Genomic DNA, 16348 nt, shown 5'->3' on the forward strand with positions numbered 1-16348 from the left:
ACCTCCCTACAAGCCAATTATCCTTACTTGCCCTTTTGTCCATCTCTGGACTTCAAACCTTCAGCTGTTAATTCGCTATCTTTCTTTTTAGGTGCTCCACTACCGCCATCTGTATCCTCTGTTCCACCTGTATGAGATGAAGTTAGTGGAATCAATCTTTCTGGTAGATTTAGAATCTCATTTTCCAGAATAGACATATTCACCAACGAACTCGGTGACAACCCTAATGCAGCTCCTGCCATCATCTTAGTAGACAATCCGAATTGAGCACCTTTCAGCGCATTGTCAAAGAATGTCTGCTTGTTGAAGATTGTAATGTCCAACATGTTCACTCTGAAGTTGATATTGCTCATCAAGAACTTCAGTCTTCTATTAATCCATCTTTCAACTTGACGCAATACAGAGAAAGCTATCATTTCATCAGCTTTAATCGAATTCTCTAATCCAACGCTGCTTGATTTGTCTGTGTTGAATAATAGGTTACTAACACCACCGTCATCCCACATCTTCTCAATTGCATTTGCTACATCATCGTTATCAGCAGTATCTTTTTCAAAGTTAATGTCTTTGATATCCATTGGCGTAGTGATCAATGCAACCTTATCTGGCAATACTGAAGCCGCTCTATTGTGGAACGATATCATATTGTCATAATCAATCATGAAGTCATTGTTGATCTCAGTCTTTTCTCGGATTGGAAGCTTCTGAATCAATACTTTATAATTCGAAATTTCCGTCTTTTCCTTACGTAAATCTTTGTATTCCTGAATATCAAAGATAGCTTCGAACACGCTTGCGAATGGTGGCATACCATATTCCAAATTCTCGTTGATCTTAATACAAACTGTGTATCTCGAATCCAACTCTTGCCACTTCAGACTGGAGTCATTCTGATACTTTTTATACTTAGATTTGAATTCAGCTGGATACATTTCTAACTTCTCAGGGTTTGTCTGGAAGTATGTGAAATCAAACGCGAAATTGTAACAGCCATCTTCAACACTGGATAATTGACAATAGTCTGGATTCAGAGCTTGAATGAAAAATGAATCAGCTGTAACATGTTCATATCCAAAGTAAACGTCATTAACGAATGCAGTGGTTAGAATTTTAGAAAATTCATGTCTAATATTCATCAAGTCCAAAAAGTCAATTGTCTTTTTATACTGTTTGCTAATTGATTTTATATTGTACTTGTCGAAATCTAACTTAATTGGTTCAACAATGTATGAAAGTAAAAGCATATTCGCGAAGTACTGACACAATCTCTTGTACTGTGGACTCTTGTTAAACAAAGCACTACTAATTTCTCTGAGCTGTTTTTCGTTTTTCGAAGGATTGTCCAAGAAGCCTAAAACATCTGATCTTTTGTATTTCTTAACAACTGAGTTGTATGACTTATTTGACTTCAAGTCCTTAAGTATCAATTGACCAATGGACGCAAAGTCTAGACTTACTGCACTCTGTCTTGGCAATACAACCTGATCTACCACTTGTTCACTCACTACCTCACCAACCTCTCTCTACTCTAGGTGTTGGAGCTTTAACCATAAAGAACTGTGACACATCTAACGTTTCACGCTTCTTAATTTGGTTTTTCTTCTCCATCAAATAAATGTAATAAAGGCCATACTCAAGAGCTGAGAACTTATCCTTATTTACTTTAGTTGATATCTGTCTTACTTGCGTCTGATTACCAGACATCTTATATTCCAAGTTCATTATCTCTTCACACATCAAATCAGTTGTTGTGTAAGGTAACAGCATCTTAGCAACTTCTTCAGAATCTTCATCCTTCTCAACTTTCTGTCTCTGTTTTTTCACTTGATTTTCTGACTTCGCTTGAGATTCAGAAACGAGCAACTTCACTTTTTTGTTTGTGATCATATTTACAAAAACGTTGTGAATATCACTGGCCTTATTCTCTTTCGTGTTAGAAGCTAATGCGTAAACCATCGGAATACTATTTTCTTGCTTGTATTTATCGTATCTCTCATCATTAACTACAGAATACGAAGGGTTTTCGTCACATTCAGTAACTAAAATATCTACCAATCCACGTCCAACGCCGTTAATATCGACAACGATAATTGAAGCTTTATACTCATTTACCTTCTGTTTAATAAATCTAGCTTGTTCCAAGAAGTGTGTTCCTTCAAAACTGAATAGGTTAACTACGTGTTTCTGATATGTACCATCACCGCGAGGTGTGATTTTAATAACTACAAGTACACAGTTCGCATTCTGGCTACCTTCACTTCTACTTACGTCATATGACAAAATATACTCAACGTTCTTTTCATTCGAAGCTTTGAATTCAGCCTTTTTAAGCACTCTTGACTCTAACAGATCATCCAACTGAACTAGCGAGTTATCGCTTGATCCTGTCCATTGAGATTCATATTCACGTGCAAATGATAATGGATTGAAAGTAGGTCGTTCCTTCAGGTCTTGGATTTGCTTATAATCTAATTGACCATGCATACACGCAAGATCATAACCAGCACCTAAGTTGAACGCCGATTTCCCTTGAAGCATTTCTACAAATATCTCTTTCATTTTGTCGAATGCGAAACTCTGTCTTGTTCCAGACGTTGTTATATACCACTCAAACTTATGAATTTCATTTTCGTCAACCTTACCGCCGCCACCTTCACCTATGTAAGCACTTAGCCTATCGTTTGCCATCCGTGGAATAATAACTTCATTTAGAACATCTTTCTTCATCTTTTCATCAACAATTTCCTCTACAGCTCCACCATTGTTACGTCCACCACGAGAACTGGCTGATACCGCAATTACTTCGAGTGTAGACCCGTTTTGGAAAACGATCTTAGTTGAATCATTGTTGAACCATTTTTCTTTCTTCTCACCCTCAAGAATAGGGTAGAAGTTCCAAATGTTCTCGATATTGGCCTGACTGATCTTAGCTGCTTGTTCCTTCGTAGGAGCACAAATAAACAACTTAGTCCCAGGATACATAATACATTTAAGGTATAACGCCAATATCTGTGTAAAGCTTTTGGCTGTACCACGTGTAAATGTAAAATACACTTTTTTATATCTGAACAATACTCGCAACATCAATCGCTGATAGAAGAACAATTCAATCTTACTCTTTTCAGGCTTGATCCAATCAATGAAACGATCAGGATAAGCTCTAAAGTAACTACAATATTTTCTCCAATCACCTTTCATTTCCGCAAATGATCTTACTGAAGTTGCTGATTTAGTGAAATCTGGATTCTCAGTTGGCTTCATTCTAAAATTACTGTGAGTCGTCATCTGACTCACCTACTAACGGTCTATCCTGTGGTGCTGAAGACAATTGACCCATATCTAAAATGCGTCTATTATAATTCAGCATGTACAAAATTGTTTTATCAATGATATCTTGTGAGAACTCTAAATCCCACGGCTCTATAAATCCATCGGCTTCAACTTCTTCCCATATTGCTGAGAAGCTTCTAATTCCTGAGCTTTCACTGCCTGAACGTTTATCAATTGGTCTGAAACCTGAATTCTTCTGTACCTCAAGGAATTCTTTATTCAAGTCTTTAAAAGTCTTGATGTCATCATTTTCTAAAGCTCTTTTTGTCTTAACCTTCAACTGACAATACAGCTCTAATGCTGCTAAATGCTGTGGTGTTGAAATGTCATTTGCTCTATCCATTTCTCTCCACGTTTTCTCCAAGTCATAATACTCTTTGTTTGAATAACCTGTACCCCATTTTCGCAATACATCAATTGATGGTTTCTCATAAATTTCATCTTCATTAATGGTTAAGTCATTTGCAGTTTTGTACGCTAACGCATGTATTTCACCATCAACGCTGTCGTCATAAGTTAAATCTTTATATTGATGCAACGCATTGATCTGTCTCAGATACCAACCAAACGGTTCCTTACCTGAGTTAAGGCATTTCTGCCACTCTGTTGCAATAAAAGGTTTATCTATTTGACGCAACATATTTTTTACGCTATCAACATTTGAAGCATCTACTGATTCTTTAATACATGATTTGCAAATAGGAATCTTACCATCTGGAAACATTCTGCTGTTAGAAGCATAGAAGTTAACCAATGGTTTTTCTTTTTTACATTCACCAACACATTTTTTTGTTTTCTTACTCATCTTAATCCCCTCTTTTTTAAAGAAAGAACTCTTTATAAAACACCTAATTTATTAGATGTTTTTAAAAAGCTCTTTCTGACATGAAGTCAAGAGTCTGGATGTCTGTTTCTACTCTCTCAATTAAGGCATTCTTAAAACCTACGATATACCCTTTGTCGAATAATGAAGTTAACGCATTCCTCAACTCTTGATCTTTTTCGATACCTACTATGTAGTTGAAATACTCTTCTACAATTTTGCTGGCATCTTCTTTACCATATTGCTCTATCATTTTTCTGCTTAATTCACTTGGCATTTTCATTCACCTCTCAAACGTTCTGTAGGTCGATTCTAAGCGGCACTAAGTCTCCAGCGCCTGTTACAACCAACATGAGCTGTGAAGCATCTGTAGCTGATGATAAGGAGGTGCTGTATGTGTCTCTGCCCTTAATGCTTCCTACACCTATCGACAGTCTACCATTGTCTGTCTCTTCAATTTTAAAATGATGTAAGTGTCCATACACTAAAACATCGAAAAACTCATTTTGCATTGAAATATACGATTTCAAACGATCTCTCTTTACTCCATTGTCTAAATGACCATGAACTAATTTAATACGTTTGCCATGGATGACCTGATTAATTTCTGTTGCTCCATCTTCTGTATCTACGAAAGTCAAACGATTCGAATTAATGAATTGAATAGCTGTTTTGATATTGTAGTTGATAATTACATTTGCGTTATCATCATCAAAGTTAATGTCTTTATTACCTTGTAATCTATCATGGTTACCAGCAATACCGCTGTATTCCACATGTACTTCCAAACTCAGCTTTACAAGGAACTCAATAATAAGCTCACTAGCTTTAAGTATTTGTTGAGCTAACCCAAACTCTACTTCTTTGCTTTGCTTATAACGCATGTACAAGTGCTCTACAAAGTCTCCAAGCCCAATTACTTTAACCTTCTCGATATCAAAGGTTCTACAATGTTGAATTACTTTTCTTAGATACAAATCTAATCTTTTCTTAGCAATTTCTAAGTTATAATAATTACCGAAAACATTATTCACTACTGCTCCCACATGTAAGTCTGTGATTACTACAATTGCTTCATTTCCTGTATACCGCAACTCATCTGTGCATGCATACTTAGGAGCTTCAGGAATATCCAATTTAAACTCTTTAAATGTTTCTATGATTTCTTCTGCTATAACTTTATTTAAATGAAAATCTCGTTTAAATTTATTTATCTCTTGTAAGGTTAGCTGATTCTCTCGTTTTTCTGAATAAAGCTCCCCAATGAGTCTATCCAATGATTTAAGCTTTCTATCCGCAACCATATCCACGTGCTTACGTACAGGTTTAAGTTTTCCACCTTTTCCTTGGTAGTCTTTAACCAGACAGCGATACGCTTCATTTGTATCTGAATCATAATAACCCTCTTCTTCCATCATTCTTTTGTGAGTCTTCCAGTTGCATCGCAAACTTGGAGATAAGTTTTGTAACTCTACTTTTAGTGCTACAGCTGCTTTTAAGTGATCCTCTGTAACTTCTACAACATCAAAATCACTGTTGGTGTAAGATCGAATTCTAGTCAATTACACCAACCCCTTACTCTTCAGCCTGTTCTACTGACTGCTCTTCTTTAATTGTGATGGTAACGTGCTTATCTTTGAATTCATCCAAAATTTGCAATAAAGCAAAGTACTCACTAGGCTCATCGCCTTTACCTAATTCTTCAACGATTAAATCCTCATGCAAAATTCCTTTAAGACTTACACTGTTTACTCTCTTTGCCATTTTTAAGCTCCCCTTTTTTCTCGTTTATATATTTTAATTTCTAATTAATAAGCCGTTGCTATTGCTTCGAATTCCTCAATTGTGATCAATTTGGATTCCTCTACTGTAAGCGCTTTCATATTTGGGATCGTTGGAAACTCTTGCCCTTTTACATACGCAACTGCTGTGTAAAAGATTTTGTAAGTATCATCTTCAAGCTTTTCAATTCTTAAGATGTCTTCAATCTTTACAAGCGTGAAATATGTTTTGCCTGAACTCTCATTCGGAAATAACGCTTTGTCTCCACTTTCAAACGCTGGTGTAATTGTAATCATTTAATATACCCCCCTTTTTTGAATACGCAAATAGCCCGAAATCTATAACCCCTTCAGAGTCTAATTAAAGACCCATAAGGAATTGAATAAATTTGGACTTCCCTCAATCAATAAATTCATTATATCATTTTATTTTACATCTGTCAAGTTTATGAATCTTCTTGCTCAAATGAAAAAAGAATAGACATAATTTATATGTCTATTCTTGCTCAGATAAGAATTTCATGTATAGATCAGTGATCGTTTTCAAATCGTCTGGATGTAAATCTCCGATCTTATGTTTGAATACTCTCATTGGTATGTATGTTGTCTTTGCTACTCTTGCTGTCGATTTAAATCTTAGTTTGGAATGCTGCCAATACACAATAGGAGTATCATACTCATCGCCTTCTCTCGGATCGGTTTTTGTAACCTTTACCGATAAGACTTCATAAGTTTCATGATCTTCATCAAGCACAACCACTGGTCGCGGCTTGTATTCCCCTGTGAGATTACCCTGATTGTCTTCAAAAGGAAATTCCGCAAACCACACTTCACCTAACTTATAACTCATTCATTACCTTTGGACTCGTTGTAAACTTTGTCCCATTCAGTCTCTGTTGCCCAGACATCATCACTACTAATGACTGGTACACCGTCTACTTTTTTGACGTTGGAATCTGAATGTTTGCGAATTTTCGATTTGTTTTGTCTCAAGAATTCTGCAAAGCTCATGTTGTTTCCCCCGTTCGTCTTTTTCATGCTAATCCCTCCCAATCGTTATGTGATTGATTGTAGTTTAACCGAAAAAGCAAATGTTCAATCATGTTCAGGGCATGAATGTATGGGTTGGTGTTTACTTTGTACACACCTATCATGTTCACATTATAACCCTATAGAAATTGCTTTTAGTAACAATATAGTTACTAATCATTACATTATTGTAACCTTTACTTACCTTTTTGTAAACACTTCTTACTCTTAGTCTTTAAACGCCTGACAGGATTTGAACCTGCAACCTTGTGGATAGAAGCCACTTGCACCTCCATTGTGCTACAGGCGTATATTATATAAATCCTCCTAAGAACCAAAAAGAAATTGCTAGTTACCTAGCAATTCTTCTTTCAGTGATTCTACAGTTTTTGTAGAGAAGATAGAAATAATTTGGAAATCCAATTCACTCCAAGCAGTATATTCGTCAGGCAAGTTTTCCAATAGAACGTCATGCATTTCTTCCCATCGCATAAACATCAATTCAGGTGATGTGAATGAAGCATTTCTTTGTACACGTTCGATATCACTTCTGAATTCTTCATCTATGATCAGATTAATGATCTGATTTCCTACATCTCGTATACTTCTCACACTATTCACTCCAATTTAATTTTTATGAAGAAGGTAGGATTCGAACCTACTCAGCTACAAAGCAGCAGATTTACAGTCTGCCGAAACTCTCCAACGTTCCCGCTTCCCCAAAATATAAATGGACTCTGAAGGATTCGAACCTCCGTATGTGGCGTTTCAAACCACCGCTAAACCATCTCAGCTAAAAGTCCACACTAGACTGCGAACAGTCTAATAATGCTTGCTGCAATGAGACTACTTGGACTCGAACCAAGAATGACTGCTTAAAAGGCAGCTGTGATAACCATTTCACCATAATCTCATATTGTTCCTGATATACTGTCAGCCAAGGTTTTAGTATTAGTATATACAGAAACATTATATTGTTTGTCCTTATTGTAGGATTCGAACCTACATCCCCAAGGTATGACTTACCAATTAGTCGATCAGGACATAAAGCTTACTCAGTGGGAATTGAACCCACGACATCCTACTTAACAGGTAGGCGCTCTAACCTCTGAGCTATGAGCAAGATAAGCTGGATAGGCAGGGGTCGAACCTGCAAGACCTAAGTCGCTTGATTAACAGTCAAGTGCGTTTACCAGTTCCGCCACTATCCAATAATATAAGGAGAGTAAGGGATTCGAACCCTTGAGGGCTTTTCAGCCCTGTCGGTTTTCAAGACCGATGCATTAAACCAGACTCTGCCAACTCTCCATAAACGGTGCGTGTAGGATTCGAACCTACGCGAGTGTTACCTCCTAACTGTTTAGCAAACAGCCCTCTTCAGCCACTTGAGTAACGCACCTTATTTTTGTTACACTGTTTCTTTTACTGGAACTTCTTTGATAAGCAAATCGTCAATCTTGTTTCTCGTTGCTGCAATAGATTCATTAACACCTGTATCTCCTCCATCAGTTAAACGGATCAGAGAATCTAAATAACGAATTAGTAAATCTGCTTTTCTGAAACTTGCTTCATTCATAATTACACCTCACTTCACAAAATTTAAAAAGCGGCCTACGGGACTCGAACCCGTTTTGGTGGGTTGGAAACCCACAGCACAACCTATATACCAAAGCCGCATGGTACAAGCGGTAGGATTTGAACCTACGATCTCTTCCTTCCAAGGGAAGCGAGGACAACCAAACTCCTCTACGCCTGTATATTGCTGCGTTCTGGAATTGAACCAGATTTATCAGGGTTATGAACCCTGCTGAGATTACCTACCTCCCACCAGCTATATTGTTGATTATCTGTAAGTAATAAGAGTAATCAACTTCGTAAATTCCCAACGTTTTTCCAAGATGATTTTTGCCTGTTCAATGTCGCCTTCAGATTCCTCTAAAGCTTTTTTGCAATCAAGCATTCCCTTTCCTGTTTCTTGTCTTAGTTGTAGAACTAATTCTTTATCTATTACCATAAGAATCTCCTTTTTTAATTCAGTTTCAGCAAGGAGTGGGAATGGAACCCACTCGAACTGATCAAGATTCTAAACTAGTAAACCAATCGATTCGTAGTATTCCATTTCCAAATCAAGAACTACTAAAATGTCATCATAAGACATTTGAATTCCCAAGTTTTTAAGACGATCATATACGAAATCTGCGATTTCCTCAGTTGACACTTCGATTTGATCTTCATTGTACTCTTCCATTGTTTCACCTCACTTTTGAAAAACGAATACTCCCTAAGAGACTCGAACTCTTACGCCTTACAGCAACAGGTTCTAAGCCTGTCGTGTCTGCCATTCCACCAAAGGAGCTTATTAACCAATCGTGAGGAATAATAGAAGCAGAAACACTCCTAGTGTAAAGAATCCGAATGATCCTATGACCAATACAACGTATAATGCTATCAAAGCAGTTCTAGTCGCTAGATTAATCAACTTCATTTTATATCCCACCTGTTTGGTTTGTTATACTGGCTACGGGACTCGAACCCATACGTCCTAACGGACAGCAGATTTTAAGTCTGCTATGTCTGCCATTCCATCAAGCCAGCTTGTAATAGCGTGTACGGGGATCGAACCCGTGATTTCTGATAGAAAGTCAGATGTCTTACCACTTGACTAACACGCCGTATTGTATATTACATTAATCTCAATCTTCTTACAGAAGTGTCTTCACTAACCTTATTGCTCTGATGGTCTTCAGGAACACTTACAACAAAATGTATATCTACAAGGCCATTTTCATATGTTGCATTGACTATGTGAATATCATTTTCATGAATAGGAAAATCTAATTTTTCTATAATTGATGTTTTATCAATAAAAACCTTTCCATGCTTTAACATGTTCTCACCAACTTCCATTAGTAATTAAGATATACTCCTTGCTGGACTCGAACCAGCGACCGATAGCATATAAGACTACAACTCTAACCAACTGAGTTAAAGGAGCTTAGAATGCCGAATGCAGGAATCGAACCCACGTAAGTTGCTTACAAGGCAACTGTTCTACCACTAAACTAATTCGGCGTAAAGCGCGATCAGGGAATTGAACCCCGTTCTCCTGATTTGCAGACAGGTAACGCACCGTTTGTCTTATCGCGCATAGGATGGTTTTGCATTTTTTCTTACGGGAATACCTAACCCTATCAACTTCAACCATCAAAGCTTTGAATGTGTGTATGCATCCACAAATTACGGTATGAATCTGCACTCAATCGTGCGGAGCGTATAGCTCAATAAGTTCGGCGTAGAAAGGATTTGAACCTCTGACTCCTACCACCAACGGTAGGTGTTTTACCACTAAACTACTACACCATAAAATGTGACCAGTCAGACTCGAACTGACGTATCTTGATTCACAATCAAGCACCTTAACCAACTAGGCCATGGTCACCATAACAATCACTCCTGCCTTACCAGCCATGTACAAACCGATAGGACAATCTACAAGTTCCTATGAAACTAAATCATGGATTTTATCGAACGGGCTTACATATAAGCCCTGAACTTCTCACTCTTAAATTTTGACAATAAAGAGCTTTGATTCTTCAGTCTTGACCGCTTGAGTCTTGAGTCCTTGAGCTTTAACCACTTTTGCCCATAATTGGCTCATAAATTTAGAATACCTTCTTGGTATTTTCTTTTTCCTCATCGCTATGAAGTATCTGATTAGATAATAACCCTTATCTAAGTGGGTGTGAGAGTTAACCAGTTTTCGATAAAGCAGAAGTTATATTCATTTTACTTTACACCTGTTCAGGCACTTCAATAGTTGTCTTAACATTAGATTCGGACAACACAAAGTCAACTTCGTTCATGAAATCTTCGATCTCTTCAGTCAACGTTTTGATTTTTTCAGAAAGGTTCAATGGATCAATCAATTTGGACTGATTGAGATCATTAAAAGATTTCGACAAATTTTCTACTTGATCTTCTTTACCCTTCGACTCTTTGCCTAGCATTGTTTCAATATGCTTATCCAAACGTTCTTTTACTGATTCGTTATCATAAACTACCTTGCTAGTAGCTGTGTTGTATCCACTACGGAACACTTGTAAAAGTGAGTTCTGATAAGTAATTGAAGTCTTACGCTCAATCGCTCCTGCAACAGTCATTTCTTTCCCTGCAATTTTAACAGGTGTTTCAGCATTGGATTTAACAATAGCTGCTTTGATGAAATCTCTACGCTTGATCAACTGAACAATTGATTGATAAGCTGAAAGTGCTTGAACATTAAAATCCTCTACAGTCTGATGTCCATTAATTTTGTTGTTACCTGTTTGAACTGCAATGAACTTAGCTTGTTGAATAGCTCTCGTAATTCGTGAATCCAGCAATTTCAACTCATTTAATGCACGTGTAATCGACATTTCCATTATTGTTTTATCCCCTTTTTCTCATTCATTATTTAAATATATTACAAGTGAATAATACAATAGCTTGTGTCCATTATATTATTCACTTGTAGCACATTTTTATTGGCACAGGGCCAAGGAATCGAACCCTGACCAATGGGTTTGGAAGCCATCATGCTAATCTTTACACCAGCCCTGCACATCTCTTAACTGTTTATTATTATATCATTTTACTTTACACCTGTCAAATCTCTATGAAATTCATAGTTTGAGATTTGAGGGACTAATCTCATACAATCAAGCATCAATCCCTCGACAGTAAAATCATTATATCATTTTATTTAACGTCTGTCAAATCAATCACAATTCCGCAAATACTTTCGAAGCATCTGAACGAATATCCTCTTGCAAGCTTACAATTCCGACTAGTGGATGGCCTTTTAACTTCTCTATAGCAATGTACAATCCATTATTATGAAGGTACTTGTCTTCTGCTTGATTAAAGTCTCCACTGAATACCACACAGGAGTTGTCTCCAAGTCTCGTTCCAATCAGCTTGATCAGCTTCAGGCTTAAATCCTCAGCTTCATCAACCAAGATGAATGTATCATTAATAGAAAGTCCTTTCATATAATAAGGTATCTCTTTAACCAACTGGCCTGTTGTCTCCATTTGTTGAGCTTCAAACTCTCCACCGTTCAAATGTTGAATGATTGGTTTATAGAAATCTTGTGTCTTATCTTCTTTTGTCCCTTTCAGAAAACCAATTGCTTCACCAGAACCAATAGGGTTACGAACAATCATTAACTTACTGTGATGCTTGCGGCTGTTGTTGCCTTTAACAAATTCAAGTGCTACTTTAGCGCTTAAGAATGTCTTACCTGATCCATATGTTCCTGCAATGATCTTAATAGGAATGTTCTTATTCCACAACAAGTCTAAGGCACAAGCTTGATGAGCATTTTGAGCTGTAACAACACGCTTAGGAGGTAAATCAATGTCAATCAACATTCCTTCATGGTAGCGGCAACAATATACATCTTCACCGAAAGTAACAATTAAGTACTGATTCTCTAATAGTCCATACTTATTTGTTTGATCTTCATATACTTCAGCAAGCTCTTCATCGCTAAATACTTCTACTTCTTTAATACCAGTATACTCATTCAGTCCTGATTTTTTACTGTCATCTGCAATAACTGGGATGTTGTAACCTTCTGCTTTAAGCTCCAGATTGTAATCTCCAGTGATAATGCCATAACCATTTTCAATACAAGCCTGAATAATCATATTATCTACATAAGTAGACTCTTTTTCATCTTCATCTATCCATTTGTAATCCTTCAAGTCAAAAGTGAATCTATCTCTGTTTTCCTTAATGAATCTTGTTGCTCTACGAGCCTGAAATGCTAACTCTGTTTTTTCACGATTTGCTTTATGTTTATCTAGCTCTCTTAGTACGTGAGACAAAATAACCACGTCAACATCATTGAGTGTATCTAAACTATCTAATAGAACATTAGTATCAACTACATATTTCAATGTATCACCATTCTCTCTGTAATTTTTAATAGGTGAAGATATAGCAAAAAAGCGACAAGGTTTCCCCTGCCGCTAATTAAGTTATCTTAGGCTTTTACAACATCTTTAAGTTTGTCAGACACTTTGAAACCTACAGTTGTAGTAGCTGGGATTTCCAGAGCATCACCTGTTTGTGGATTACGTCCTGTACGAGCTGCGCGATCACGGCGTTCATATGTTCCGTGGCCTACCAGTGCTACGTCATTTCCTGCTACCAATGCTTGTTTGATTGCTTCCAGTACTGCATCTACTGCTTCACGTGCATCTTTCTGTGTGCCACCTTTTACTTCTGCTACCAACTTAATAAACTGATCTTTGTTCAACTTTGCCATTCTTAATCATTCTCCTTTTTCTCTTCTAATTTTTTTGTATATTACTCAGGTTTCATTTTACTTTACACCTGTAATAACTTAAATCAATTTCACCATTTCGCTTTTAACTTCAGTGAGATTTTCGTCATAAAATTGAATCTCATCTCCATCATCAATCACCAGTATGGTGGACATAGAAGCTTCATTTAGGTAATCATTTGTCGTTCCAAATTCTTTTTTCGCTTTGTTCAATACTAGGTACTGCTTAACATCGCTGCTAATCTGAAATTTCTCTGAATTGAAACTGAACTTATTGTCTGTATCTACAACGCACCAACCGCTAAACTCTGCTGTATGTAGTTTTTCTTCAATAACTTCAACTTTCGACTTCTTCTTTGACAACAATCTCACCCTCTTGTTCTTCTTTGTGATTGCACAAATAATTCGATAAAACTTCTAAACAAACTGTAGTTTTTACATTTCTATACGTTGTGAAATAGATGCTCCATTCGTTAACTATATCTTCAACGATCCGCTTCTTTTCCTCATACTTTAAATTTGTATCCAACTCAAGCTTGTTTCCATTCGGTAGTATAAGCTTCATGATGTTTCCTCATTTCATAATTATATTATCATTTTACTTTACACCTGTCAAATCCGGTGGTAATCGTTCATGATATTTTGAATGAGTGAAACCATCATTGCTTAACTTCGAATATAATATCATTTTACTTTACACCTGTCAAATCTATAATTATGAGACGCAATATTATTTCTGTCCCTTGCATATGCCGCACAACTTGTACTTGCGTCTCACAACCATGTACTTATAATATCATTTTACTTTACATCTGTCAAATGACTTCGATTTCCCCTTTAAGAATCTCGCAAAGGAACGTATTCCTTCTAAGGTTTTCAAACTTTTGCAATGCCATGTTCAATGTTTCTGGCTGACATAATATGATAAGAAACTCTTCTGGCCTTGTCCAAGCTACATATAATAGGTTAGCATTCAATTGATGGAAGTGTGATTTATCTGATATAGACATTACCGCTTTAGCTGCACTACCTTGTGATTTATGCTTGGTAAGAGCGAATGAATGCAGAAGGTTTTCCAATATGTTTGAAGAAATCAGAACTTTAACACCGTCAAAATCAACGATCACATTTCTCATTTCACTGTTAACTTCTAATATAACACCTGTGTCGCCATTCATTATATCAATCTTATTCTCCTCTAAATCAAGCAACTCATATGTGTTTGAAGTATTAATTACATTGTCATCTACCCTTAATATCATTGGTTCACCATCTTTTATCTGTTGGATAGTTGATGGATGATCCTCATTAGGTGGATTTGCTATCTCTTGCAAGTTCCTATTAATAGAATGTGTACCCAGCTTTCCTTTCTTGGTTGCTGATAAGACCATTATATTTTCTGCACCATAATTTTCAAGCAGCTCTTTGTAATAATGCTTATAACCCTTCTCCATCTTCTCTTGAGGACATGCCACTAGAATACAGTTGTCGCCAAATTTCTTAATTCCTCTAAAGTCATCTTCAATGAATTTCTTGCCTAAACGTACTGATGTAACTAAATCCAGAATTCCACCTTCAGATTGACGGAACACTATATCCAACATAGCCGTTGGGAATTGACCGCTTTCTTTCATATCGTATAAGAAATTTCCTTTATCTACAGAAGGTATTTGAAAGTCATCTCCAATAAATACAATTCTAGCATTTGAATTCATGATTGAATGCACAAGTACATGTGCTAATGCTACTCCACACATTGAAGATTCATCTACTATAATAACGTCTTCATAGATCGATGAGCCTACTGCTTCACCAGAGTCATCACGTTTGCCTATATTAGTCTTCTTGTGAATTGTCCATGCTGGCCTGTCAGTATATTTTGACAACACTTTAGATGCTTTACCTGTAGGAGCCATTAAAGCAAAACTCAAGTTTAACTTTTCTATCAAGTTTATACATAGCCTTTGTAACATTGACTTACCACACCCTGCGTAACCAACAAGCAGCGACACATTGAAATCTCTAAAGTTGTAGAAGAATTCCTTCTGTTGATTAGTCAATTTAATGGAGTATAGCTTTTCTTGTTCTTCAATGAATTTCTCCACATCGAAATCCAGTGTTGTAGAATAATTCTTCATATTAAGAAGTCGTTCAGCCAACTCTTTTTCCTGCTTAAACGTTCGCTCAAGACAGTATCTTGTATCGATTTTAAGTAATCCTTCTGCTGTTAAAAGGTGTTCTTTAATGATATTCTTCTTCACTTTTAACAAAGCATATGATCGTGAAATCATCGTACTTTCTTTAATATAGGTATCACCATTCGTCTCTACTTCTCTGATCACATGCCTTAAAGCTGCATGAATTCTGAACGGACTTAAGCTGTCTATACCTATCTTTAAAGCGATTTCATCTGCTGTCCTGAATCCGATTCCAGCCAAATCAGTTAGGATATATGGATTCTCATTTAATTTTTCCTTCAATAGAGTAGGTGACGTATACTTCTTCAGAAGCTTGTTGAGTATCCCATAATTTAAGTCAGGGAACTCATTGATCAGTTCTTGTAGTTCAAGATTGGATAACAATCTCTCCTTGATCTTCTCATATGTGAACGATCCCATACCGCTAACTTTACTATAGTCAAACGTATCATTCTTCATTAGCTCAATCACATCTTGATCTGGATAAACATCATATATCGCTTTGAATTGAAGTGGAGTTACGAAATTCTTTACATACTCTTTTATCTCCTCAATCGTTGCTGGTATCTCCTGATATATGTTCATGATCTCATATTGTACACCCCATTTGGGATCGTTAACGATCTTCGCGCGAAGTTTACATACAGCTCCTGAATCTAATCTGTGAGTCTTCCCTTTTACAGACATATTTCCGTACTTGTTAAAAGAAACTCTAGGGTAATCTTCATAATCTTTTGGAACACATCCGTATGATCCCCATCCAGTATCTGGCCTGTAAGCCAGCTCTGTAACTACTCTAATTTCTATTTCTACTATCTCGTTTGTAGTCTCATTCCCCATCCATTCACATCCTTCG

The 16348-nt window shown here is 36.7% G+C and carries 20 protein-coding genes and 19 tRNA genes; all 39 read right to left on the minus strand.

The window, feature by feature from the left end; translation table 11 throughout:
• Window positions 1-23: 23 nt before the first annotated feature.
• Window positions 24-1505 carry a hypothetical protein gene (locus AC4G47_RS30755; protein ID WP_491107039.1) on the minus strand — a complete coding sequence of 494 codons (1482 nt, stop codon included), beginning with the start codon at window positions 1503-1505 and terminating at the stop codon, window positions 24-26.
• A gap of 4 nt (window positions 1506-1509) precedes the next feature.
• Window positions 1510-3285 carry a phage terminase large subunit family protein gene (locus AC4G47_RS30760; RefSeq protein ID WP_491107040.1) on the minus strand — a complete coding sequence of 592 codons (1776 nt, stop codon included), beginning with the start codon at window positions 3283-3285 and terminating at the stop codon, window positions 1510-1512.
• The gene (locus AC4G47_RS30765) at window positions 3269-4135 is read right to left on the minus strand and encodes a YonG family phage-derived protein (protein WP_491107041.1); all 867 of its coding nucleotides are present in this window, start codon (window positions 4133-4135) and stop codon (window positions 3269-3271) included. The genes AC4G47_RS30760 and AC4G47_RS30765 overlap by 17 nt, the downstream gene beginning before the upstream one ends.
• A 61-nt stretch (window positions 4136-4196) precedes the next feature.
• Window positions 4197-4430 (minus strand): hypothetical protein, encoded by a 234-nt coding sequence (locus AC4G47_RS30770; protein ID WP_491107042.1) that lies wholly within the window; start codon window positions 4428-4430, stop codon window positions 4197-4199.
• A gap of 13 nt (window positions 4431-4443) precedes the next feature.
• The gene (locus tag AC4G47_RS30775; RefSeq protein WP_491107043.1) at window positions 4444-5715 is read right to left on the minus strand and encodes a metallophosphoesterase family protein; all 1272 of its coding nucleotides are present in this window, start codon (window positions 5713-5715) and stop codon (window positions 4444-4446) included.
• A gap of 13 nt (window positions 5716-5728) precedes the next feature.
• Window positions 5729-5917 (minus strand): YonK family protein, encoded by a 189-nt coding sequence (locus AC4G47_RS30780; protein WP_491107044.1) that lies wholly within the window; start codon window positions 5915-5917, stop codon window positions 5729-5731.
• A gap of 44 nt (window positions 5918-5961) precedes the next feature.
• Entirely contained in the window at window positions 5962-6231 is a 270-nt protein-coding gene (locus AC4G47_RS30785; protein ID WP_491107045.1) for a hypothetical protein, read from the minus strand.
• 199 nt (window positions 6232-6430) lie between these two features.
• Window positions 6431-6784, minus strand: a complete 354-nt coding sequence (locus AC4G47_RS30790; protein ID WP_491107046.1) for a type II toxin-antitoxin system PemK/MazF family toxin — start codon at window positions 6782-6784, stop codon at window positions 6431-6433.
• Window positions 6781-6972 (minus strand): hypothetical protein, encoded by a 192-nt coding sequence (locus AC4G47_RS30795; protein WP_491107047.1) that lies wholly within the window; start codon window positions 6970-6972, stop codon window positions 6781-6783. Before AC4G47_RS30795 ends, AC4G47_RS30790 begins: the two co-directional genes overlap by 4 nt.
• Window positions 6973-7201: 229 nt before the next feature.
• A tRNA-Arg gene (locus tag AC4G47_RS30800) sits at window positions 7202-7273 on the minus strand.
• Window positions 7274-7311: 38 nt separating this feature from the next.
• The gene (locus tag AC4G47_RS30805; RefSeq protein ID WP_491107048.1) at window positions 7312-7575 is read right to left on the minus strand and encodes a hypothetical protein; all 264 of its coding nucleotides are present in this window, start codon (window positions 7573-7575) and stop codon (window positions 7312-7314) included.
• 25 nt (window positions 7576-7600) lie between these two features.
• Window positions 7601-7684, minus strand: a tRNA-Tyr gene (locus AC4G47_RS30810).
• A gap of 10 nt (window positions 7685-7694) precedes the next feature.
• Window positions 7695-7766 (minus strand) — tRNA-Phe (locus AC4G47_RS30815).
• Between the two features lie 38 nt (window positions 7767-7804).
• Window positions 7805-7876: transfer RNA gene (locus AC4G47_RS30820), tRNA-Lys, on the minus strand.
• 137 nt (window positions 7877-8013) lie between these two features.
• Window positions 8014-8086, minus strand: a tRNA-Asn gene (locus AC4G47_RS30825).
• Window positions 8087-8092: 6 nt separating this feature from the next.
• A tRNA-Asn gene (locus AC4G47_RS30830) sits at window positions 8093-8174 on the minus strand.
• Between the two features lie 8 nt (window positions 8175-8182).
• Window positions 8183-8271: transfer RNA gene (locus tag AC4G47_RS30835), tRNA-Ser, on the minus strand.
• A 5-nt stretch (window positions 8272-8276) separates the two neighbouring features.
• Window positions 8277-8362, minus strand: a tRNA-Ser gene (locus AC4G47_RS30840).
• Window positions 8363-8371: 9 nt separating this feature from the next.
• Window positions 8372-8539, minus strand: a complete 168-nt coding sequence (locus AC4G47_RS30845; protein ID WP_491107049.1) for a hypothetical protein — start codon at window positions 8537-8539, stop codon at window positions 8372-8374.
• A 29-nt stretch (window positions 8540-8568) separates the two neighbouring features.
• Window positions 8569-8639 (minus strand) — tRNA-Gly (locus AC4G47_RS30850).
• Window position 8640: 1 nt separating this feature from the next.
• A tRNA-Pro gene (locus AC4G47_RS30855) sits at window positions 8641-8719 on the minus strand.
• Between the two features lie 87 nt (window positions 8720-8806).
• A complete protein-coding gene (locus tag AC4G47_RS30860) occupies window positions 8807-8977 on the minus strand; it encodes a hypothetical protein (RefSeq protein ID WP_491107050.1) in 171 nt (56 codons plus the stop codon).
• A 69-nt stretch (window positions 8978-9046) separates the two neighbouring features.
• Window positions 9047-9211 carry a hypothetical protein gene (locus tag AC4G47_RS30865; protein ID WP_491107051.1) on the minus strand — a complete coding sequence of 55 codons (165 nt, stop codon included), beginning with the start codon at window positions 9209-9211 and terminating at the stop codon, window positions 9047-9049.
• 27 nt (window positions 9212-9238) lie between these two features.
• Window positions 9239-9319: transfer RNA gene (locus AC4G47_RS30870), tRNA-Leu, on the minus strand.
• Window positions 9320-9475: 156 nt separating this feature from the next.
• Window positions 9476-9558: transfer RNA gene (locus tag AC4G47_RS30875), tRNA-Leu, on the minus strand.
• A gap of 6 nt (window positions 9559-9564) precedes the next feature.
• Window positions 9565-9635, minus strand: a tRNA-Glu gene (locus AC4G47_RS30880).
• A gap of 10 nt (window positions 9636-9645) precedes the next feature.
• Window positions 9646-9852: a hypothetical protein gene (locus AC4G47_RS30885; RefSeq protein WP_491107052.1), complete on the minus strand. Its 207-nt coding sequence runs from the start codon at window positions 9850-9852 to the stop codon at window positions 9646-9648.
• 32 nt (window positions 9853-9884) lie between these two features.
• Window positions 9885-9958, minus strand: a tRNA-Ile gene (locus AC4G47_RS30890).
• Window positions 9959-9964: 6 nt separating this feature from the next.
• Window positions 9965-10035, minus strand: a tRNA-Thr gene (locus AC4G47_RS30895).
• A gap of 4 nt (window positions 10036-10039) precedes the next feature.
• Window positions 10040-10110: transfer RNA gene (locus AC4G47_RS30900), tRNA-Cys, on the minus strand.
• A 141-nt stretch (window positions 10111-10251) separates the two neighbouring features.
• Window positions 10252-10323 (minus strand) — tRNA-Gln (locus tag AC4G47_RS30905).
• A 6-nt stretch (window positions 10324-10329) separates the two neighbouring features.
• A tRNA-His gene (locus AC4G47_RS30910) sits at window positions 10330-10402 on the minus strand.
• 352 nt (window positions 10403-10754) lie between these two features.
• On the minus strand, window positions 10755-11384 hold the full coding sequence (locus AC4G47_RS30915) for a hypothetical protein (protein WP_491107053.1): 630 nt from the start codon (window positions 11382-11384) through the stop codon (window positions 10755-10757).
• Between the two features lie 103 nt (window positions 11385-11487).
• Window positions 11488-11562 (minus strand) — tRNA-Trp (locus AC4G47_RS30920).
• Window positions 11563-11723: 161 nt separating this feature from the next.
• Entirely contained in the window at window positions 11724-12905 is a 1182-nt protein-coding gene (locus AC4G47_RS30925) for a PhoH family protein (protein WP_491107054.1), read from the minus strand.
• Between the two features lie 86 nt (window positions 12906-12991).
• A complete protein-coding gene (locus AC4G47_RS30930; RefSeq protein WP_491107055.1) occupies window positions 12992-13276 on the minus strand; it encodes an HU family DNA-binding protein in 285 nt (94 codons plus the stop codon).
• A 78-nt stretch (window positions 13277-13354) separates the two neighbouring features.
• The gene (locus AC4G47_RS30935) at window positions 13355-13657 is read right to left on the minus strand and encodes a hypothetical protein (RefSeq protein ID WP_491107056.1); all 303 of its coding nucleotides are present in this window, start codon (window positions 13655-13657) and stop codon (window positions 13355-13357) included.
• A complete protein-coding gene (locus AC4G47_RS30940) occupies window positions 13632-13859 on the minus strand; it encodes a hypothetical protein (RefSeq protein WP_491107057.1) in 228 nt (75 codons plus the stop codon). The genes AC4G47_RS30935 and AC4G47_RS30940 overlap by 26 nt, the downstream gene beginning before the upstream one ends.
• A 250-nt stretch (window positions 13860-14109) precedes the next feature.
• The gene (locus tag AC4G47_RS30945) at window positions 14110-16332 is read right to left on the minus strand and encodes an AAA family ATPase (protein WP_491107058.1); all 2223 of its coding nucleotides are present in this window, start codon (window positions 16330-16332) and stop codon (window positions 14110-14112) included.
• Window positions 16333-16348: the final 16 nt, after the last annotated feature.

Source organism: Paenibacillus sp. Negev47 (assembly GCF_058313655.1).